The organism is Youngiibacter fragilis 232.1 (assembly GCF_000495435.3).
Classification (GTDB): domain Bacteria; phylum Bacillota; class Clostridia; order Clostridiales; family Clostridiaceae; genus Youngiibacter; species Youngiibacter fragilis.
The window spans coordinates 14,279-36,835 of the sequence record NZ_AXUN02000189.1 but is presented as its reverse complement, the minus strand read 5'-3'; the positions used below and the strand labels follow the sequence as shown (position 1 = coordinate 36,835).

The window sequence follows — 22,557 nt, the reverse complement described above, 5'->3', positions numbered from 1 at the left end:
AATTTGCGGGAATTCGAATCAATACAGAAGATAGAGTTCATGACTGCAGCTACGGTAATGCAGCCAAGGACCCTTTATATAGTCACCTCTCAGAGGGATATCGACAGTATTGACATATTCAAGCTGCCGTTTCCTTCAATACTTGTTCTTACCAGGGATGTAAAGCTTCAAGATGTGTCTGTGCGGCAGTTCAATGGCAGCGTCCTGCATTCAGCAATGGACCCCTTCTGCCTGTACAACAATCTTAGCGAGGTACTGAGCTGCTATTCCGGCTGGGAAAACAGGTTCAGGATACTTGAACTAGAGTCATCAAGCTGCCAGCAGCTCATCGACAAGGGATCTGAAATGGTGGGCTGTCAGCTTGCATTCGTCTCCTCGGGCTACTCATTGAGAAGCTTCAGTGCAAAAGGAGAGAAATCCAGTTCCTTCATGGATGAACTGACTAAGGTAGGCTATCTGACAGGTCCGTACATGGACATGGTGCTTGAAGCAAGGAAGGCAGCGGAATTCGAGGATTCGACACTGACAATCCCCTGCAAGGACGGCACATCGATAGTCGTCTCATCGATCAGCTATCATCTCAAGAATATCGGGTATCTCTTTTTTGTATCCCATGACGTCGAGAGCATGTATAGGATCCTTAATTTCAGTTCGATACTTGGGGCAGCCTTGAAAAATCAACTGACCACAGGCACCGGTATTGGGAATTACAGCGGCAACTCGGCTTTCCAGAGCCTGGTATCGGACCTTATCGAGCTTAAGATCGAGAACATGGATGAAATAAAAACAAGGCTTGAATTCATGAATCTCAAGCTGAAGAAGATCTATCTCATAATGCTGGTCGAATTTGATTCAATCCCCCTCTCACCGGCTCCCATAAACTTTATCGTAAACCAGCTGGAGAGGCTCATACCCAATTCGATAGTAACGACTTACCTTGACGACATAATAATATGGTGTCAGCAGAATCAGTTTGACAGGTGCACCTTCGACCAGGAAGCAGTCACAGGACTACTCAGAAAATATGGTGCACGTATCGGAATATCCAATCCTTCAAAGCACTATCTCTTCATGAACACCTTTTACCTCCAGTGCAAGAGTGCAATCAAGTTCGGAAAGAACTTCACAGCTGACAGCAATAAGCTCATTTATTACTATGAAGAGGTCCGGCTGATGGACATCATCGACATGTGCAGCGTAAACTTCAGGACAAAATACAACCATGGCAACCTGATCTACCTATGCGACCCTGCAATACTATGGCTGGTACATTACGACAGGAAGCACAATACGAACCTTGCCGATGTCCTGTATGCATACCTGATGAACGACTGCAATTCAACGAAGACAGCAAAGCAGCTGAACCTTCACAGGAATACCATGCTCTACAAGATCGACAAGATAGAATCGCTTGTCAACCATAGCCTGAACGATGGCACCTTCAGGCTTAACCTCATGTTTTCATATCTTGCGATAAAGTATCTTCAGGATTACAAGAAGATAGACCCCTGGGAAATCAAGTTCAACTAGTGAAAACCATGCACTCCTGATACAGAGATTGCATGGTTTTGCTTAATCCATCTTTATTCGGCAAAATCCGTTCATCAAAGCAGTGAAGGATCCGGGGAAAACCCAGGATCCTTCACTGTTGTGCTTCTTTAACCACTTTACTATACAGATGTTCCCCAACTGGTCTTGCACGAGTCATCAGCCCCTATATTATATGCCTTGCCTTCAGAGCTTCATATTCCTCATCTGAGAGACCTGCGTATTCCTTGAATACCTTCTCGTTATAGCTTCCAAGCTCTGGTGACACCCTGTACTCCACGTGGTTTTCAGACATCCTTGGTGCAAAACCCGGTATCACCAGAGTACCCCTCTTCGAGTGGTCTATCTCTACCATGGTCCCTCTTCTCCTGAGATACTCATCATTTGTTATGTCGTCGCAGTCGAAGACAGCACCTGCAGGGATATCAGCCCTGCAAAGGATATCCATGGCTTCCTGTTTCGTATGCTCCCTCGTCCATCCCTCTATGATCGGATTAAGGATGTCCTTGTAAAGGTATCTGGACCTTGGGGTCTTGAACCTTGTGTCCTCAAGCAGGTCGCTTCTTCCGATCACATTGCAAAGGTTCTCGAACTGCTTGCTGCCAGGATGCCTGGAGCAATAGATATGAACATAGTCATTCTCGCCATATGGCTTGCAGGCATACATCCCTGCAGGTGCGACATCCTCGAGAGGCATTCCGTTGCCTACCCTCTTAGGAGGCTTTCCTGTCCTGTAGTACGGCTCCCAGTTTGACCTTCCGAAACCAATGACCACGTCCTGCATCGCAACTTCGATCTTCTGCCCGATCCCCTGCTTCTCCTTCTGCAGGAGAGCAGCAATAACGGACAATGCGCACATGTAGCCAGCCCCTGAATCAGCAAGGTTAAGTCCCGACTGTACAGGCATTTCGCCAGGCTGTCCTGTTACCGCAGGCATGCCTCCAACAGCAGCTGCTATTGGATTGAATGCCGGGTATTCGGCATAAGGTCCGTCTGTTCCGAATCCCTTTATCTGGGCATATACTATCTTCTCGTTGAGCTTCCTGCAGTCCTCGTATCCAAGCCCGAGCTTCTCCATGGACCCGGGACCCATATTCTCAACCACCACATCTACCTGTTCCACCAGCTTCCTTATGAGCCTCAGCCCTTCAGGGTCCTTGAGGTTGCAGGTTATCGACTCCTTGTTCATGTTGAGTATGACAAAGCCCACCGCATCGACTGAAGGCTCTTCAACGGAATATCTGCCAAGCTCCCCCTTTACCGGCCTTTCGACCTTCCATACTTCTGCGCCAAGCCAAGCCAGAGTCTCAGTGCAAACTGTTCCCGACTCGAACTGGGTGAAATCTAATACCTTGTATCCTGAAAGCGGTCCTATTCCTGCCATATTAGTCCTCCTGCCTTATTATTCTTGTTTCGATGAATTCACTTACTACCTTTGTCATGCTGTCCTGGTTCCACTTTCTCGGGTCTACCGGGTCAGCCTTCAGCTGAAGTACCGGGATTCCCGCATCCTCCATCATCTTTGTTATGAAGTATGAGCCTTCAACCGCCTGCATGCAGTTTTCAGGTACCAGGTACACCACTCCGTCAATCTTGTTGTGCTGAGCCTCAGATATGAACCACTCAGCGTTCCATGGAGGCATATGGAGAAAGTCCTCCATTCCTATGAATCTTGCCGCAAGGGCCCTTAGCGGGTCCTTCTCGACTCCGTTCCTTATATAGGCGTCTGCTCCCATAGCAAGATACATTGACCATATGAATGCGGCTCCGTACTTTTCCTCGAAATACTGGTAGAAGCCCAGGTTGAACCATAGTCCGCGTCCTATCCACATGAGCCTGATCTTCTCATTGGGGACTGCCTTGTAATCGTCCTTTACCCTTTGCTCAATCTCATTGTAGAAGAATTTTGCATGGTCCGCTGCCCATCTTGTGCCTCTCTGCCACTGTGCCTGCATCACAGCATTTATCGTGTCCGTGATCACAGCCGGCGCCGGGCATCTTTCCGCAATGAGGTTCCTGGCCATCTTGTAGTATCTTTCCTGTTCGTTGACGAGGTTCATGACCTCGATGAGCTTGTTCTCATCGAACATCCTGCCTGTCTTTATCTCAAGGAAGGCAATGAGCCTCTTAAGCTCTTCAACTGCCGTATCAAGCCTCTCCTCGGAATAAAGCTCCTCCCATCTGTCCTCTGCCTTCTCCCACCATTTTTCAGGCACTGAAAGCGGCACGGTGTTTTCCATAGGATAGAATTCGGCACCGTATCTGTTCGCGAAGAGCTCGAAGATCTTTCCCTGTGAGTCGCAGGTTAGCCTTGTTATTGCCATTGTAGGCTTCGGCAGCCCATTCCATGGCCCGTCGCTCTTGTCCGGATCAAGGGACCCTGCGAATGCAGTTGCACAGTATGAGCACAGGTCATCCCTGTAGTTAGCTTCCTTCAGCAGAGCGAAGTATTTGCTGGACAGCTGCTTTGCCGAGCATATGGCCGCCCACCACTGGTTTACAACGAAGGGGATGTCCATGGCTCTCAGGATCTCCATGGGGACATCCGCATTGATGTACGCGAAATCCTCACCTGCATTTACCCTGTCGTGTATCCCGGCGAACCATTCCTTCTGGTATGTGCTTGCGATCCTCGCTGCTTCCATGGTCTTAACCGAGCGCATGGCCCCGTCCTTTGCATTCTTTTCTTTCTCCATTTCAGCAGCCTCCTTTCATGTCCGATATGAACGCGGTGATATCCGCCTTCAGCTTTGCATTCCCTGTGATGTCCGTACCCTGTTTAGCTATGTAAATGACCTTCTTGCCCATGGCTTTCAACCTCTTGTTCTGCTCAGGGAAGTCCCACGAAGGTGAGTCCTCGTAGATCCTCAGATAGAACAGCACGCCTTCGGCCCCTGATGCTTCAACTGCATCGGCCAGTGCCTCCACCCTCTGGGAAACGAAAGCCTTCTTGGAGCTGAACATCCTCAGCATGTATCTGTCGACTATACCCCTTACAGGATCCAGACCTGTATTGACATCCCTGTCCATATGCCTGTCACCCCAGTCATGGTCTTCCGAAACGATGAGTCCGCCGGAAGCTTCAACAAGTTCGTAAAGCTCGGTACTCTCCTGTACGCTTCCGGTCATGTATACTTTAGGACCCGAGAGCTTTTCCCATGACCTTGCATCCTCGATTACCTGATTGACAAGCTCGGTATGCTCCTTCCTGTCCATGAAGAGGGAGCTTCCGATCACTACCAGGGCCTCACTGGAATTTACAGTCGCATTCTCTCCCTTTCTCAGTGAGGAGAAACTTCTTAAAGCCGCTCTGTTTTCGTTGCATACTTTACTTGCTGTCCTGATCTCAGAGTCTGTCAGTGCCTTTCCTGTCCAGTTTTCAACTTCTTCGATGAACCTTTTTATGGTTCCTTCGTTCCTCACCTGATGCATCCTGGTCCTCGTGAACAGCCAGTCTATGAAGTATACGGGAGGTACCTTCTTTTCAGGCTCTATATGATGAACTTCTCTAAGATAGAAGTATATCCTTATCAGGGCATCTGTCGAGTTGGAGATCACTATCCTGTCGACAAGGTCGTAGTATGTCCCGTCAACTATCTTCTGGAACTGGGCCCTTATCACCGGATCGAACGAAAACTCCAGGTACTGGTTGGCATCCCTTAAGTCCGGGTCCTTGTCAGCATAAAGCCTTATCGGCAGATACCCTGCCGCCATGAGTATCTCGTCAGGCACGTCGCAGCCCAAGGTTCCGACGACCTTCCTTCCTTTTGCCTTCGCATCTGTAAGATAGCCTTCCCGGTTGTCATAAATATCCTTCAAAGCAGCAAAGGCTCTGCTCTGCAATGCTCTTTCCCTTATTGCCACAACAACACTTCCTTTCACTTTTCCCTAATCGCTATCTCGTCATCCACCCAATCAAATGTGGCGTTGAGGCCAGCGAGCTCTGTTATTCTGTCCATGTACCCACGGACCCTGTCCCCGCCGTTTGACCTGCTTACCGCCTCAGGTATTCCGGCTTTGTTCACTATGAGAGGTATGAATCTCGTCTCAACGATCTTCCCGCCTTCGATTATGCATTTGGCGATTATCGAGTATATGGAGTCAGGGTGGAAGGGATATGTGGGATACTCAGGATCCGGAACGAATCCGAACCTCTCCACCCTCGCCCTTGCCCAGGCTTCCGGGTCGAAGACCTCTGAAGCCTTGCCTTTGGTCCGCCTCCAGTTGGGTCCGAGCGAAGGCACCCAGGCAATCAGGTTGTTAAGTCCGTGGAATATGGTCTTCCCCTTGTATATCTCGATACCGTGCAATATATGGGAGTGACTGCTGAAAATAATATCTGCACCTGCATCGATCGCGCCCCTTGAGATGAACTTCTCATAGTCCGCAAGCTTTACAGGCTTGTGTACGATTCCCTTGTGAAGATATACAGACAGCACATCACATTTTTTTCGAAGTTCTGCTATGTCCCTTACCATCCTTTCATAGGATGCAAGCTCTGGAAAAGTATAAATCCTGTCAGGATTACCTCCCGGATTTGCGACATCTCCAGGCTCATAGTGCGTGATAACATCGACATATGCGGCTCCTGCCTTTTTAGGACCTGCATTCATGACCCTTGTTCCAACGCAGTTGTAGTTGAGGAATCCGAATCTTATTCCATCCTTATCGATGATTACCGGTTTTACAGCTTCATCTATGTTTCTGCCAGCTCCCGCATGGGGTATTCCATTTTCATCAAGCCACTCCAGTGTGTCATAAACTCCAGTCTCGCCTGCGTCATATATGTGGTTGCCAGCCATGGTCAAAAGGTCGAACCTCCCCTTTAACGGCTCAAGGTTCCTGAGCTCCCTGTGCAGGTCATCAAGCTCAGGCGCCTTATCGCTGTACGGGACCTCAAGCTGAGCGAGGACTATGTCTCCACTGCCGAGTATGCTGTCGATCCCAGTAAAATACAGCTCCGGATTTTCACCAAGGATGGTGTCTCCTCCAACAAGCATTGTCATTCTCTTTTTCATACTCTTACCAGCCTTCTCAAATATGGAGCAGCATGTTGACAACGGATATGAGCACTGTGAAAAGCACTACTCCCAAAACAACAAGCCTCTTCTGAATTATTGTCATTTTCATACCTCCTCTGGAGGAGAATGGCAATCCTCGACGGATCGCCATTCCCGGTTGAATGCCGTCTCTAGAATGGGATGATGTTAAGGACTCCGGCGGCTACTGTCACGATTATGCCGATGGCCCATACATACTTGAAGCTGTACTTCAGGTGCGCACCCATTTCAACATCCGCAAGTCCAAGTGCAAGATATGGTGTAGGTCCTATGAGTGTAAGGTTTGCTGCCAGGCAGGAACCCATAAGAAGTGCCGCTGACAATATGAGTGTGCTTATCCCATAGGTCTTGAGTATGGTTGCCAGTATTGGTGCAAGTACCAGATACACAGTATCACTTCCGATAATCATGGATAATGGTACCGAGAAGAATGACAGCAATATCGGGAGACGTTCTCCCATGCCTTCTGGAATTACAGATACGAAAGCGTTAGCCATTCCTGCTATCATTCCTGTTCCGCTGGTTATCCCAACCAGGACTCCAATTGCGAATATTATTATGATCATGTTCAGGGCGGCTCCGCCATATTCCCTAATCTTCGCACTTTGCATTTTCACACTTGGATAGTTGACAACGAGCGCTATGCTGAATGCGACCATGAATCCGAGGTTGGTCTTCAGGATTCCTGTCAGAAGCAAGACAATGAGGACCACTGTCATGACCATGTCAAATGCAAGAACTCCATGACTTACTGATATCTTTGCCGGTTCATCAATTGTCTTCTTGAGCTCTGCAAACTCTTCATCAGACATCCCAGCGCCGTTCTTCCTCTCAACCCTTCCAACTACAATTACGCTGGCATAGGTAAGGAGCAGAGCGATTATCTGCAGAGGAAGTATGTACATCCAGAGCTCCTGGGGATCCCCTCCGACAGCTGATGTAAGTCTCAGCACTGACGAGCACCATGGTGTTACGTTCATGGATCCTGATGCAAGGGCAGCCATGAGCAGAAGCGCTTCAGGTCTTATCTTCATCTTCTTGAATATCGGGAGCATTGTCGGTATCGTTATGAGCATCGTTGTCGCTCCTGATCCGTCAAGATGTGAGATCGTTGCAACGAACGCTGCCATGAGAAGCACCATTTCAACCTTGTTGCCCATATACTTCATGACCTTCTTGACTATGACGTCGAACATGCCGACATCGCTGAGAAGACTGAAGTACATGACCGCGAAGGCAAAAAGTGCGGCGGTGTTAAGGACTGATTTGAGGCCGTCTCCCATAAATGTGTTGATCTTGTTCAGGTCATAGCCGCAAAGCGCTGCTCCGATTATCGGTACGATAACGAAGACGGGGGCTATTGAAACCTTTCCCCAAAGTAAAATAGCTACTATGATGGCAATCATCAGGAATCCTACCAGTGTCACATTCATTCTCTAAAATCTCCTTTTATTCTTCTTTTAACCGGTTGAGTCAATTGTATGCTCCGGGGTTTTTTAACTGTAGGTACAGAATGTATAGATTTACATCTTTTTTTATATGCAAACTGCACATACCGAAAAATCGTTTACTCCCCCCTTGTACCCTGTCCTGGCCATGACCCAGGCATCCTTAATGTCAGTCACCTGCCTCCGACCTGCAACAAGTATAAAAAAGATCGGCCTGAGCGGACTCAGGCCGAATATAAGGTGGTATTGCGGTAGCTTCTTATAGTCAGGACTCTGCCTGTCACTTTACCTCTATCCCGTATGAACGTATTATGTTTCTAAGATTCTCCATCTCTCCGGCTTCCGGAGCATGGCTTTTAAACGTCAGCTCTTCCTCAAGCTGGCTTTTCTTGCCCTCACCCAGGTTATGGTAAGGCAAAAGGTTCACTTCAATCAGGGTCCTGACATTTTCCCGGAGGAAGGCAGCCATCAGGTGCGCATTCTCTTCAGTGTCATTGTATCCTGGGATTATTGGGGTCCTTACGATTATGGGAATGCTCATCTCTCTAGATATCCTTGTGAGGTTCTCAAGTATCCTTTCATTTCCGACTCCGGTGCCCTTCATGTGCATCGTGCTGTCCATATGCTTGATGTCATATATCACAAGGTCCACGTATGGAAGGATCATTGAAAAGGCCCTCCAGTCTGCGTAGCCGCAGGTCTCGATTGCAGTATGTATATTGCTTTCCATGCATTTCCTGAGGATTTCCCTTGCAAACAGCGGCTGGAAAAGTACCTCTCCGCCGGTAATGGTTACACCTCCGCCTGAGTTCCGGTAGAACAGTACATCCTTGGCTGCCTCCCTGTACACCTCATCCGAAGTCATGGTTTTCCCCATGATGGTCCGTGATTTCGACGGACATGACGCTGTACATTCACCGCAGCCTGTGCAAAGTGCCCTGTCGGTAATTACCTTGTCTGAGTCTTGCCTTATTGCATTCTGTGGGCAGGCTCCGATGCACCCAAGGCAGCCTGTGCAGGTATCCCTATTGTACATGATCTGCGGCCTCACAGAGTTTGACTCCGGATTCTGGCACCACAGGCATGCCAGCGGGCATCCCTTCAGGAACACGCTGGTGCGGATGCCCGGTCCGTCATGTATGGAATAGTGCTGTATGTTGAATACTGTCCCTTTCAGATCAGGCGTACTCAAACGAAGTCCTCTCTATTACCTCATCCTGGATGGCTTCGCTGAGCCTCGTGAAGTATGCGCTGTAACCCGCGACCCTCACTATGAGCTCCTCATGTTCCTCCGGATGGGCTTTTGCGTCAATCATGTCCTCCTTTGTCACCACATTGAACTGGACATGCTTTCCGCCGTTAGTAAGGTAGGTCTTGACCACGTCACCAAGCTTTTCAAGGTCATCATCTGTCTTGAGTGCGCTCGGATGGAACTTCATGTTCAGAAGAGTCCCCTGGTATGGATCCTGGTTGACCTTCATGGCGCTCTGGAGTACCGCAAGTGGGCCGTTCCTGTCCTTTCCATGGTCAGGCGAGAGCGATGCATCTGCAAGCACCTCTCCTGTCCTTCTTCCGTCGGGAGTCGCTCCGGTGCTTGCTCCTCCTGGCTGATGGGCCGAAATTGATATTGCGTTTGGAACCACCTTGCCGCCGTATGCCGTGTCCATGGTACTGCAGGTATCTGCAAAGAACTTATAGACTTCAGCTACCAGCTGGTCAGGCATGTCCTCATTGTTGCCGTACTTCGGTACGGCTATGAAGTCCTGCCTCATGCCCTCATAGCCCTCCCAGTTGGCATCAAGCGCCCTGAGAAGTTCCTCCATCGTGTACCTCTTCTTGTCGTAGACAAGTTCCTTTATGGCTGCCAGGGAATCCCCTGTATTGACTCCTCCGACAGCTCCAAGGAGGCTGCCGTTCTCGAAATCAAAATGCCTGTCAAGCATGTCCTTGCCGAGGCTAACACCACCCTCCATCAGGGCAGACCGGAACGGATCCGGGAACAGCTCCCTTTCGGCGATGAGCTCCACGTTGTTCCTTTCGGCTGCCAGATGCAGCAGATAGTCGAACTGCCTGAAGAATGCCTGCTTGAATTCATCGAATGTAGCCATTTTTGTCACATCGCCGCTCTCGATACCTACCTGCTCATTGGTATACCTGCAGTACCCGTTGTGCATGAAGATGTCGAAGGCCTGTGCAATTATGAAGAACGTTACAACCTGGCTTCTTGTCTTTGCCGGAATGTTTCCGTCGACGCAGCCTGTAGCGCAGTAGTCCCTGGCTTCAGCAAGGTCCATTCCACCGTCCGTGAAGAACTTGATGTAGCTCTTGTCACCAAGGAATGCAGGCATTCCCATGCCGGTCTTCACCACCTGCAGCGCCTTCAGGAGAAACTCCTTCGGCGAGTTCTCGTGTACCCTTACTGTAACTGTAAAGTGAGGGAGGTTCGTATCCCTTGCAGATTCAAGCAGAAGGTATGACAGTTCATTGGTAGCATCATTGCCGTTTTCATCAACTCCGCCGATCGTCCAGTTATACCATTTCGCCATTCCTGAGTTCTTGGCCCTGTTGGCCTTTCCTGATACCCTGTTTATCTTCATGCACTTGCAGCGCATGATCTCAATAAGCTCAAGGACCTTCTCATCTGTCATGATTCCGGTCTCTATGTCCTTCCTGTAGTATGGGTACATGTACTGGTCGAATCGTCCTGCAGTGGTTGTGGGTGACGGGCATGCAAGGAGGAATGTGAACCAGAAGGACTGCATGGCCTCGTGGAAGCTGTCTGCAGGCTCATAGGGAACCTTGCGGCATATCCTGGCCATTTCAAGGAGTTCAGCCTTCCTTTGTTCGTCCTTTTCCTCAGCTGCCATTTTTCCGGCAAGTTCAGCATAACGGCCTGCAAACCTCACCCATGCCTCATAGACACGGATGACCGCTTCCCAGAAGTTCTGCTTCTCTATGCTGTCTGCTGTCGTGTACCTCAGTTCCCTTATGTTTCTCTTTGCCTCTTCTATTATCGATCTTGCGCCTTCCCTTATGATCTTCTCGAAGTCGATGCATACCAGGAAGAAGCCCGGCCCCAGGCCATAGCCTGACATTGCGAAGCCGCCGCCTGAGCCGCCCTTCTTGTCCTTCCATGGAGGAAGGATGCAGCCCGATTTCATGAAGGGCCACATGCGTTCGTTCATGCCCAGGGACTTTGACAATGCATCAACCAGGTTGCTGTTCAGCGCATTGTCTGCAAACCTCTTGTTAAGCTCGTAAAGCTCTGCTTCATCCTCAGGAGTGATGGTGTATATCTCGCTCTTCAGCGACTCTACTTCATCCTTTGTCCAGACGCCGTACTCGTACTGCATCTCCATTCCGAATGGCTTGCTTGCTCCTGAACCGCAGAGGAGGTCATCCTCCTCTATGAATATGGTTATGTTGTCGAGAATGTGCTCGTGGAGCTTTGCACGCCTTGTTATCATCGGCTCCCCGACTGTCTTGTCAAGGGATTCGTTAGCAAGCCTGAACAGCTCTATGCAGAGCGGATACTTGCTTATTCTTAGGCTTTCCTTCATTTTCTTTACTCTTAAGTTCATTTCAATGCCTTTCTTCTATCAAACCGAGAAAAGTCCGAATACGCCGATTGTAGCCAATATCACGCAAATTAGCGGTACCGCTACAGCAGATACTGGAATCATCCATTCTGTCAGCTGTTCCTTTATCTTCGGGTCAGGACAGCCTGAGATTACCATTGCTCCGCCAGTTGAGAACGGCGAAAGCGATGAAGCCATTGCTCCGATGAATATGCATGAGAAGAGCATAACCGGATTGAGGCCGAGCGATGTGGCAAGTACCGGAACCAGAGGGTACATCAGAGGGCATACCACGGATGTTCCGCTTGAGAAGAAGCTCAGGAATGCTGCGAACAGAACAAGCATTGCAGGTACCCAGAACTTTGGTATGTTGTTTGTAAGGATAGCCGCTATCTGGTCGACAAGTCCTGCCTCCTTGGCTATTCCAAGAAGGAGTGCAACTCCTGCGATCATCAGGATGGTATTCATAGGGAGCTTCCTTATGATGTCCTTCTCATCTCCAAGCTTGAGAGCTCTTGCAAGGATCGCTGCTATGACCATGATCACCTGCGGCTGCGAGAACGTGGCAAGTGCCTTCACAATCTTTATTCCCGGCACCCATGTGTTTATAACTGCAGGCAGGACCATGAACGCGAATGCTGCAAGGATAAGCCAGAGTGTCTTCTTCTGGATCTCATCGAAAGCTTTGGGCTTCTGTATCTCCACCCTCTTTGCCTTGTAGCACTTGAATACGATATAGAATATTGCGATTATGAAGATCTGCTTGAATGCGCTGTTGATCCATACATAATTTGCTATTGTGAACGATGCGTCGCCATAACCAGCCTTTTCAATAAGGTTCTTGGATATTACTCCGCCAAACCCGTTGATAGGATTGTCAGCTCCGATAAGTGTTGCACAGCCTACTGTCACGGCAATCATGACAGGATGTATTCCTGCCGGGATTCCAAGTGCGAACGCGAGCGGTCCGACGATCGCAGGTGTCGATGCACCGGCTCCAAGGAACGCAACTACTGCACTGACAAGGGCTATGACCCAGGGAATCAGCTTCGCATTTCCATTCATTGCATAGAGCAGCTTCTCCCCGACCAGTGTCATGGTTCCGTTGCTTGTGGCATAAGTAAAGAACAACGATATAGCTATAAGGAAGAATACGATATTGGTAGGCCAGAAATTGATGATCTCAGATACCTTCAGTCCCATAACAAGGTTTCCGATGATGAATGCAAAGCCCATGGCAAGGATTCCGGTATTGAAGTTGAACTTCCATCCGATTACGATGGCAGCAAGGATTGCAAACAGGCATAAGTATAATGACATTGCTTAATCTCCCCTTTTTTTGTATTGAAAGTACTTTTCGTGATAAGGTTATCATCGCCAAATATTTAACACAATTACGTTTTCATTTTTATGATGATTATTGGGCGCTGCGCATAATGTATTCCATATGCCATGTGACAGCTGCATATGTATTCTCTGAAATGGCAGCTGCTAGTATAATCCAAGCCAGTGTTATCCCTGGAAACGGTCATCAAAATATCATCAGCTATAGCCTTCATGATATGATAAGGCCTTTGCTGTAGCATATTCAGCACCTTTAGATTATAATTCAATTGTCTGTCATCAAATATATGTTTCCAGCTGCTGCTGCAGACATGGTCGGTAAATTTAATGCATATCACAGTTTCCTATGCATAACCATACTTTACTCACACTCATATGATATTGATATTTCTAAGCCAAACAATTGCAGCATGCATTACGGAGGAATTTCAGATGCCCAATATTAATTTCATAGTCAATGTGCTTGGAAAACATGTGGTCTCCAGATCATTACCCCATGAGGAAATGCCTGAACTTAACGGGATACTTTTCTATAAGAAAGGCGTTCCTGTATCGAGTTCCTTCGTTTATATCAGCTCCGCATCATCAGTGAAGTCGCTGCTTGAAAGTGAAGGCGCTGATGAAAGCATTACGATATTTATCCCTGTCCAGACTGAAAAGACTTTCATCGAACCGTCACTGAGACACAACATAATCCAGACTGATCTGGAGATTACATCCTTGTATAACAGGCTCACCACTCTGGTCCACAGCTACAACCACTGGCGCACTGTTCTGCTTCAGGCCATGTTTGACGGCAAAAGCCTTCCTGATATTCTTTCAAAAGCTTCAGATCTCGTCAGGGCTCCGATATTTCTTCTGAACCCATATGAGCGGGTTATTTACAGAAGCGACAGGACCTATATCAGCGATGCCTGCATCGATGCCCTTACTTCTGAAGGACATCTTCCGCAGAACGATGCCGGTAAATTCAAGTCTTCGTGCACAAGCATCTACAAGAAGGACTTCTACGAGGTCTACCACTCAGAAAGGCTGAATCACTATTATCACTTTATGAAGATCCATGAGAACGGAGCTACAGTAGCCAAACTCCTGATAGTCACTAATCCTACTCACAGGAATGTCGATGTGGGCTATATGCTTTACTGTCTATCCACGATAGTCGTGAAGTTCCTGAGCGACCTTAACATGGATAATCCTGAGAATGATATTCTGTTCTCCTCTTTCATCACCGATATCATAGAGTCCAGGCTGACAGATTCCAGGGCAATTGATGAGCGTTCAAAATATCTCCGTTTTCCCCTTAAGACTTTCATGGCCATCATCGTAGTAAGGCATTCTGATAATCATGAGTTTGCTAATACTCACCTTATCGAAGAGCTGATGGAAATCTTTGAAGGTGACAATCTTACCATATATGGCAATGATATTGTCATTCTTCATACTCAGGAGGAGCGCAGCTTCGAGAGGCTTGGTTTTGACTATGCCAAGCTGGAGGAGCTTATGACCCGCTGCAATGCATATGCAGGAATCAGCAACTCCACACGGAACTCCGACATGCTGCGGACGCTGCATCTCATTGCAAGTGATACGATTCGCCTTGCTACCACACTTCATCGGCGAAGCCTTTCAGACAGGGTATTCATCCATGAGGATTACAGCTTCTATTACCTGATAGACCTGGCTGCCCGGAAGTTTGTCGAGGAGCACCACCATGACAACATCATCTACCTGATCCATCCCGCTATAGTAGCCTTGTACAGATATGACACGAATAACGACTCAAACCTTCTTGATGTGCTGTTCTACTACATCCTCAATGAAAGAAGCATTTCTCTGACCGGAAAGGCTCTCTACATGCACAGGAACACAGTACTGAACAAAATAAAGAAGATAACCGAGATAATCCAGATTCCAATAGAAGACGGTCATACGGATTTCCGCATCCTGTCATCCTGCCTGATTGTAAGGTACTACCAGAGGTACATGAACCAGAACATCAAGGTCTGATATGAAGTCCTATTGAACTATAGTCTCAAAACATGGTTGGTTTCATAGACAAACCCCGGCCGCACCGCGACCGGGGTTTGTACTTCTCTAAATCATTTATTCTGACATCATTCGCTTAAGTAAGGTTTGGCTATTCCTAGTCTTCGAGTCCAAGATGAGCTTTTGCAGCGTTATCAGGCAGCTCCCTGTTGTTCCTTATGACCTTCTTGTAGCCTATTACAAGTATCGGGATTATTACAAGCGGAAGGCACATGTAGCCGAGCATAGTGAACCCTGGTCCTACTATCTTTGTAAGTCCGAGGAGCGATACAGCTGTCGCGCCCATCATGAATATCACGTTCAGAACTACATTCTTGACCATTGGATTGGTTATCTTCACATATTTCTGTATCCTTGTGACAACTCCGTTGTTGAGACCTATAACAGTTGATACGACAGCCAGCTCAACAAGTGCAACATACATCCAGTAAAGAACCGGTATATTAAGAAGCTTCAGTATTTCATAGTTTGGCATCTCAGCCTTGGTAAGCTGTGGATATCCGTACTGCATCACGATGATCATTACTATTAATAGTGAATTCGTGAGGAATCCAAATATGGCAGCAGCCTTTGATTCGGCTTTGCTGTTAAGTCCGCTTGTTACGGATGCAACGGATCCGATTGCTCCAGTAACCTGGAATGAAGCGTAAATTACAGCAGCCTTTAGTGCAGGGAAGAGTGTTCCTGAATCCCATGTCTTTGCAGTCCACTCTGTGGAGAACTGAGACTGTGGGCTTCCGAGTGAGAAGAACAGAAGAGAAACGATAATTGCAAGCATCAGCCATGTCATTACACTGTTTGCGTTACGTATGAGAGCTTCTCCGTATATGATGAGCATGAGAGCGATTATTCCGATGATAGCAGCGCAGACAAGATACGGAAGGCCTATCTGATTGGAAAGTATCTTTCCGCCTGTTGCAAGTGATGCACCTACAACCATGAAATAAGTGAAGAAGAAAAGTATGTCGAACAGTACGCTGAATATCTTCTCATAAGGTGAGAAGAAGTGATTGAAGAAGTCCTTGTACTTTGTAAGCCCATTCTGCCTGCAGTACTCAACGACGATGTAGATGATGAATCCAAGTATTCCCATAGCAAGCAGCGGTGTGACGAGTCCCCAGTTTCCGTAGGTGCTGTAATAGGTTGAACCCTGTCGGCCTGAAGCGGTACCTGGTCCCATGTGCACACCGAACCAGGTAGCACCTATTCCCATTGATGTGGCTAGCTTGAAGTTGCTTTTCTTAGCGGTTTTTTCTGCCATGATTAAACTCCTCTCAAATGATTATAATGATTTTATTGGGATACAATCTACTTGCCCGGTATGGAAATTTCATGCTTCCTGTCAGGTCAGTCTGCCAGGTAACCCTCTTCGTCAAATTCCATATCGAACGGTTCGCCTATGATCTCTATATCCTCACGTCCCTTAAGCTCCTCAAGGTAAGCCTCGGATACGAGTATGTCCTCCATTTCCGCAGTATTCCTTATTCGCACTATCCTCGCATTGCTGAAGTCGATGTTGTTGCAGGTGCGGATGCATATCCTTATTGCCTCCAGGTCACTGTTTGCGTACATTGGAAGCTTGGCGCCGTTCAGCATTGTTGCAGTTACGACATTGGTCCATGTTACCTCCAGGTCTATGTCATTCATGACCCTGCGGGTAGTGATATCTGCTGCGGATAGTCCGCATGCGTTGTGATGGGATACTTCAGTCAGTCCTCTTATGAACATCTTCCTGCAATCAAGGACATCCTCAAAACCCTTTGAGTTCGAACGTCCTGTAATATTCGGGTCATGTCCGTTGCCGCTGATGTTCTTTCCAATCTCATCTATGATGAGCACATCGATGCCCTTCATCTTGAAACCTGCTATCTTTTCCTTTGCTGTCTTAAGCAGTGCCGCATCGCGTTCCATTATCCTGCTGTGAGGTATCACTTCAAGCTCGCTTATCTCATCGTATGCGTTCTGGACAACTCCGAGGCCGAATGCTATTGGAGCCTTCTCAAGGAACACTTCAGCGACCCTTGGGATCCTCTCAGCAAACGTGGGGAATCCCATCATATGGAAATATGATGCTCCAAGATGCTTTGCAAGTCCTATTGCACACATCTTCACGAGTCCGCTTTCATGCTCTCCGCGGAAATCGGTATGGGGCTTGATCTTGTTGAAGACTATTATTCCGTCTGATTCGAAGGCATGCCTGTCGCAGTATACCGGAGTTCCGTCTTCAAGTTCCCCCAGCTGCACTACCTCCATGGATGACAGTATCGGAACCCCCATTGACTCCTCAGTGATGCCGTACCCTGCTATGAACTCCTTCTGCCCTTCAGCTGTTCCGCCGCCATGGCTTCCCATTGCTGGAACTATGAATGGATCTGCTCCCTTTTCCTTAAGCCAGTCGATTACTGTCCTGACCATGAGGTCAGCATCGGGGATCCCCCTGCTTCCGACTGTGATGCATATCCTCTTGCCCCTGAAGGTTTCCTTCTGATTTTCAGGAAGCTTTGATTCCAGCTCCAGCTTCAGGTATTCTCCTATGTCTTCAATCTTTCTGCTGTCGTATTTCTGTCGGACCTTCATCATCCTCGGGATCTTCACATCTTCCATGCCCTGGATCGTAAGCTTTAGTTCCGGAAATTCAACACGCTGCATAACATCCTCCTTATCTCGAATTTCAGTCAAATTTCATTGTTACTTTGTATTCTTAGATTACTGGTAAGACCAGGTATCTAAGTCGTAGTATAACGTTTTCTTTTTCTTAAGTCAATATGGACTGTCAACACTTTGTGAATATATTTTCAAGCAATTTTTCTGATATTCACGGAAACTGATTTACTCCTAATATGCAAATTCAATTCATTTGGTTTGAATATCGATACATTTGACCGTATACGATTAAAATAGTATAATCGAGTGTAATCATACGTGAAACTAAATGGGGGAAACATAGTGACAAACAAAGATACGCTTCTGCCTAATGCTGTAAACCTTAAACCAATACATACACAGCGAGCCAGTGAAGCAATATACGACCAGATCAAGGATATGATCCTCAGTGGACAGCTGAAACCGGGAGACAGGCTGCCCTCAGAGAGGAATATGATGGATATGCTCCAAAGGAGCCGCCCTACCATACGTGAGGCGCTGAGGATGCTTGAGCGTGCCGGATTCATCAGGACGATTGCAGGAAGCAACGGTGCCATAATACAGGAACCGAATACCAAGGGTGTTGAGCAGTCACTTGAGGCAATGCTTCAGTCAAGCCAGATAACCCTCGAGAAGATGTCTGAATACCGGTCACTCAATGATGTTGCCATAGCCGGATGGGCTGCAGAACGCCGTACGGATGAAGACCTGGAGGCAATCGATGCCATTCTTGCCCATGCTGAGGCAACTGTTGAGAATTATGAGCAGTTCATCCTTATCGACCCTGAATTCCATGGTCTTCTGGCTAAGGCATCTAAGAATGAAGTCGCCTATATCATGACCCAGGTATTCAGCAAGCTGCTCGTCAACATGATGAGTACAAGGATGGAGCCCATGACCACTCCGGAGCGAATCAATATGTGCAGGGGTATTCTGAAGATGCACAAGGATGTCGTTGAGGCTATCCGTGCCAAGGACGTAAGTGCTGCAGAAGAAGCGATGCGATACCATGTTCATGCATTCCTTGTTGATCTCAAGGCAACATATTAGTATCCACCTGCAATACCCAAGGAATCATCCGATTCTTGGATAATTGAATATTTACTATCGGACAAGGTGATCTCAAGACTTTTGATCATCTTGTTTTTTATTGGTTAATAACCCTGCAGAGAGCTGGAAGGCTCCTTTGCAGGGTTTGTTCAGCTGTTTATTTGGTGAGGTTTGCCTGTCTATTGTGCCTTATGAGGCATTGCATCTCCAGCCTCTATCATTGCCTTGACTTGTTCCTTTGAATAACCGAGCTGTACAAGGATTTCCTCTGTCTGCTCTCCAAGGTATGGTCCTCTCTTGTATGGAGGCAGCTCAGTCGACTCGAACAACACTGGCGGTCTAACCAGCGTGCGAGTTGCTCCTGTAGGATATTCCATTGCATGGAAGCAGTCGCTTGCCCAGGCCTGTTCATCGACAAGAAGTTCATTCCAAGTCTTTGCTACTGCAAATGGCAAATCGGCAATAGTGAGCTTCTCAACCCACACGCTGATGTCTTCCTTAGCGATTCCTTCTTTCACTATCTCATAAAATTCCTCAAGGTTGGCCTGGAGCGCTGACTGAGGATAGTACCTCGGGTCACCTATAAGGTCTGTCCTGCCTATGACCTCCATGAACTTCGGATAGAAGAAATCATATCTCGGCATTGCAATCTGGAGCCATCTGTCATCCTTGGTCTTATGTGCGACCTGAAGAGGATTCGCTATCTTCTTCCTTGATATCGGGTACTGGGTTGAAGGATGGCCGTACTGCGCGCTCTGAAGCATGATCGCAACATCCCAGAGTGCAGAATGGAACAGGCTGACTACAACCTTGTCGCCATATCCTGTCTCACGTGCCCTGTACAGCGCAGCAAGGATTCCTGATGAAAGGTTCATACCGACCTGATGGTCTCCGAATCCTGCTATTACGTTCATAGGCAGGTTATCCTTGTCGAACATGGTACCCATTACGCCGCCTCGTGCGAAGAAGGCTGTGAAATCAAATCCTGGCAGGTCCTTGTCAGGTCCCTTCTCGCCATAGCCGCTCACTATTCCGAATACGAGCTTCGGATATCTCTCCTTCAGGCTCTCATAGTCAAGGCCTGACCTCTCAAGGGCATTCTGCCTCCAGTTGGTTATGAATATGTCGGCACTTGCGATGAGCTTCTCCATGGCCTCACGGCCTGCCTTGGACTTTGTATTCAAGCAGATGCAGGTCTTGTTCGCGTTCTCCAGGTCATAGCTTGTATTTTCAGCCTCTCCTGCAGGTCTCCCCTCATTTACTGCTGTGAACCTCAGCGGATCACCCTGGAATGACTCAACCTTTATGACCTCAGCTCCGAGGTCTGCCAGATATCTTGCGCAGCAGGGACCTGCTACGAATGTCGCAAGTTCAACTACCTTTACTCCTTCTAACGGTCTCTTTATTGTGCTCATACAAATCTCCTTCTTATACAAGTATTGGTGATAGTTCAGATTCTTCCTGGCTGTTGGCGACAACGACATCCCTGAATGTTTCAAGGATAGTCCTTGCCTGCTCATAATTGACCATCTGCCTGTCCACTTCAATCAGTGCGAGTGGTATTCCAGCTGCTTCGCAGGCTTTCTTGACCATGACATAGTCAAACTCTTCTGGGTCGCAGAACTTGGTCAGGATAACCAGAACTCCATCAGCAGACTTTTCCTTTGCGATGCTCACTACAAGGTCAGCCCTCTTTTTATCAACGTCATACAACACGCTGCAGTTGTCCATGAGGCCGAATTTTTTGGTCAGCCTGTCCAAGGCACTAGCTGCTGCTGGCGCATCTGTCCTGTACTGCCTGCTTTCTGCTGCCACATCATCAGCGACAATATGGATACCCAGTTCATCGAATATCGCATTTAGGGATGGATTGTCCACAATTATTCCGCTGGTAATTACCCTTAAGTCTGACTTTCCTGGTTTTGATGTTTCAAGTGCTAAGATCAGCTCTGAAACAAGTGCTGTATGGTCTTCTTTCAGCATCAGTGTCGCACTCTTGAATATGTTGCTCCTGTCGGTTGAGCTGACTTCCGGATGAAGTGCAAGCACATCAGAAACCTTTCGCATAATATCATTGTGCTCGTTGTATATTTCTATTGACCTGGTCAGCGATTCATCGTCAAATTTGCTGCCAAGCACTTCCTCAAGTGATCTGATTACTGTCTCGTAGCCGGCTTTTGTGAATGCAAGTCCGAACTCGTTTGCCCTGTTCTGCGGGTATGTCATTGGGATGAAAGGAATTGAAGGTACCGCGTACTTCCAGTTTTGCCCGAGTGTCTTAAGGCTGTCGCACAGTGAAGGTATGATTATCCCTGATGTTCCTTCATATGCTCCCTTAATGCCAAGCTCAAGTATGCTCTGCATTATGCTGCATATGAACGAGGGGAAGTATTTCTTGGCTTCCTGCAGTTCGCAGTCTGCTCCCCATGCGCCTATCGGCACTGCTCCCATCGAATGAACTATTTCTTCAGGAGTGTATACCGGTGCAACAAGTACAACCTTCTTTCCTGCAGCAAGATAAGCTACCTTCTGTGCAGAGGGGTTTGAAGCAATGTCGCTGAATTTCGCCAATATCTTATTTACTCCCATTACATCATCCCTCCCTTGTTTGATTCCATTATTTCAGTAAGACCCTGCACCCTTGTCTCATATTGTGCGGCTGAGAAGTTTCTCGGGTCTGCCTGGTCACCGTCAAAGCTTGTCACCGGAATCTCGCATGCTTCGCCAATCTGTCTGCTCATCTCATACATGAATCCGCTCCACAGCTTGCATGAACGGTTAGTATGAACCAGCAGGCCTTCTGCTCCTGTCCTCTTTGCGATGTCTATTCTCATGTCCCTCGAATGTTCAAGGTTCATGGCATTCGGTACATTGCAATAAGACCTTATGAGTCCGTCAAAATCATCATAGATGAATCCAAATGCGTCAGCGTAAATTGTAGCAACCATGTTTATGTTCCTGCTCTTAAGCCCTGTAGCTGTTGCCCTGAGGTGTGGCCAGCATGCAATGCCTTCAAACATGATCCTGTGTTTCTCTTCTCCACGGAATGTGCTTGTTCCTTCTACAACTGCCTTGCTGTATTCCTCAACAAGTGTCTCGAAAGCTTCTGCAGCATCAAGAGTACCTCTTGCACAGACCGCAACAGCCATATGGTTAAGCAGGTCAAATCCGTTAAGCGGACTAGGCTTGTACTTTGTATATGCTGTAGCGTCAAGCCATGCCTTTGAAGTTCGGTTTGAAATTGCCATGATTTCCTTGAATTTCTCGTCGCTCCAGACCTTTCCTGTTATCTCTTCAAGCTGCTTTATAGCATCAAGGAACTGACCCTTGACATATTCAATCTGGGCAGGTGAAACCTTGTAATCAGGATTGAATGGAATATCTATAAGGATCATTGGTATCGAAAGCTCTTTTGCTATATTCTCGTACCACTTCATCATGGTGTTGCAGATATTGTTGCAGCACAGCATGAAATCAGGCTGAGGCATGTTCTGCTCCGGTGCGTCCTTGATCTCCATATATGCAAGGCTAATCCTGGCGTATGCGCAAATATCGTTGGAATAACCGTTAGCTTCGGATATCTCACATAGCTTCTGGCCTGCACCTCGGGCTGAGATTGCCGCTGCCTGATTTTCCGGATAACAGACCTTAATACCAAGTGTCTGAAATATCTCCTGTGGAAAGTTGCTGGCGCACCATCCTATCTTCTCTCCTCTGTCCTTTGCTTCCTGCACCTCCCTGTAATGCTTGGAAACAATAGCATCCAGCTTGTATTTCGCTGAATTTGGATCTGGTGCTTTTTGAACCTTAGTTTCTGCTGCCATATTTTTACCTCCT

16 protein-coding genes are annotated in these 22,557 nt (G+C 47.7%); 3 read left to right on the top strand and 13 right to left on the bottom strand.

Annotated elements, in window-relative coordinates:
- The first annotated feature begins 3 nt into the window (after positions 1-3).
- A complete protein-coding gene (locus tag T472_RS12925) occupies positions 4-1,530 on the top strand; it encodes a PucR family transcriptional regulator (protein ID WP_207643974.1) in 1,527 nt (508 codons plus the stop codon).
- A 184-nt stretch (positions 1,531-1,714) separates the two neighbouring features.
- Here the strand turns inward: T472_RS12925 and T472_RS12920 are convergent, their stop codons facing one another.
- From T472_RS12920 to T472_RS12885, 8 genes are all read right to left on the bottom strand, one after another.
- Positions 1,715-2,932, bottom strand: a complete 1,218-nt coding sequence (locus tag T472_RS12920; protein ID WP_023389213.1) for a CaiB/BaiF CoA transferase family protein — start codon at positions 2,930-2,932, stop codon at positions 1,715-1,717.
- Position 2,933: 1 nt separating this feature from the next.
- Complete coding sequence (locus tag T472_RS12915) at positions 2,934-4,244, bottom strand: 2-hydroxyacyl-CoA dehydratase subunit D (RefSeq protein WP_023389214.1); 1,311 nt, start codon at positions 4,242-4,244, stop codon at positions 2,934-2,936.
- A 1-nt stretch (position 4,245) separates the two neighbouring features.
- Positions 4,246-5,412 carry a 2-hydroxyacyl-CoA dehydratase subunit D gene (locus T472_RS12910; RefSeq protein WP_023389215.1) on the bottom strand — a complete coding sequence of 389 codons (1,167 nt, stop codon included), beginning with the start codon at positions 5,410-5,412 and terminating at the stop codon, positions 4,246-4,248.
- Between the two features lie 14 nt (positions 5,413-5,426).
- Positions 5,427-6,566: a CapA family protein gene (locus T472_RS12905; protein ID WP_023389216.1), complete on the bottom strand. Its 1,140-nt coding sequence runs from the start codon at positions 6,564-6,566 to the stop codon at positions 5,427-5,429.
- Between the two features lie 173 nt (positions 6,567-6,739).
- Positions 6,740-8,041 carry an SLC13 family permease gene (locus T472_RS12900; protein ID WP_023389218.1) on the bottom strand — a complete coding sequence of 434 codons (1,302 nt, stop codon included), beginning with the start codon at positions 8,039-8,041 and terminating at the stop codon, positions 6,740-6,742.
- Positions 8,042-8,336: 295 nt separating this feature from the next.
- Positions 8,337-9,248, bottom strand: a complete 912-nt coding sequence (locus T472_RS12895) for a glycyl-radical enzyme activating protein (protein ID WP_023389219.1) — start codon at positions 9,246-9,248, stop codon at positions 8,337-8,339.
- The gene (locus T472_RS12890) at positions 9,235-11,637 is read right to left on the bottom strand and encodes a glycyl radical protein (protein ID WP_082447692.1); all 2,403 of its coding nucleotides are present in this window, start codon (positions 11,635-11,637) and stop codon (positions 9,235-9,237) included. Before T472_RS12890 ends, T472_RS12895 begins: the two co-directional genes overlap by 14 nt.
- An 18-nt stretch (positions 11,638-11,655) precedes the next feature.
- Positions 11,656-12,954: an SLC13 family permease gene (locus T472_RS12885; RefSeq protein ID WP_023389221.1), complete on the bottom strand. Its 1,299-nt coding sequence runs from the start codon at positions 12,952-12,954 to the stop codon at positions 11,656-11,658.
- Between the two features lie 456 nt (positions 12,955-13,410).
- On the opposite strand from T472_RS12885, the gene T472_RS12880 reads away from it, so the two are divergent.
- Entirely contained in the window at positions 13,411-14,988 is a 1,578-nt protein-coding gene (locus tag T472_RS12880; RefSeq protein WP_023389222.1) for a PucR family transcriptional regulator, read from the top strand.
- A gap of 136 nt (positions 14,989-15,124) precedes the next feature.
- Here T472_RS12880 and T472_RS12875 read toward each other — a convergent pair whose 3' ends face one another.
- The gene (locus tag T472_RS12875; protein WP_023389223.1) at positions 15,125-16,288 is read right to left on the bottom strand and encodes a YkvI family membrane protein; all 1,164 of its coding nucleotides are present in this window, start codon (positions 16,286-16,288) and stop codon (positions 15,125-15,127) included.
- A gap of 86 nt (positions 16,289-16,374) precedes the next feature.
- Positions 16,375-17,676: a nickel pincer cofactor-dependent isomerase, group 22 gene (locus T472_RS12870; protein ID WP_023389224.1), complete on the bottom strand. Its 1,302-nt coding sequence runs from the start codon at positions 17,674-17,676 to the stop codon at positions 16,375-16,377.
- A gap of 297 nt (positions 17,677-17,973) precedes the next feature.
- Between T472_RS12870 and T472_RS12865 the strand changes: the two genes are divergently transcribed.
- Positions 17,974-18,720 carry a FadR/GntR family transcriptional regulator gene (locus T472_RS12865; protein WP_023389225.1) on the top strand — a complete coding sequence of 249 codons (747 nt, stop codon included), beginning with the start codon at positions 17,974-17,976 and terminating at the stop codon, positions 18,718-18,720.
- Positions 18,721-18,899: 179 nt separating this feature from the next.
- On the opposite strand, the gene T472_RS12860 is transcribed toward T472_RS12865, so the two are convergent.
- The 3 genes from T472_RS12860 to T472_RS12850 are packed head-to-tail and all read right to left on the bottom strand — an operon-like array spanning position 18,900 to position 22,544.
- Positions 18,900-20,135, bottom strand: coding sequence for a CaiB/BaiF CoA transferase family protein (locus T472_RS12860; RefSeq protein ID WP_023389226.1), 1,236 nt, complete (start codon positions 20,133-20,135; stop codon positions 18,900-18,902).
- A gap of 13 nt (positions 20,136-20,148) precedes the next feature.
- Positions 20,149-21,309, bottom strand: coding sequence for a 2-hydroxyacyl-CoA dehydratase subunit D (locus T472_RS12855; RefSeq protein WP_023389227.1), 1,161 nt, complete (start codon positions 21,307-21,309; stop codon positions 20,149-20,151).
- Positions 21,309-22,544 (bottom strand): 2-hydroxyacyl-CoA dehydratase subunit D, encoded by a 1,236-nt coding sequence (locus T472_RS12850; RefSeq protein WP_023389228.1) that lies wholly within the window; start codon positions 22,542-22,544, stop codon positions 21,309-21,311. The genes T472_RS12855 and T472_RS12850 overlap by 1 nt, the downstream gene beginning before the upstream one ends.
- Between the last annotated feature and the right edge of the window lie 13 nt (positions 22,545-22,557).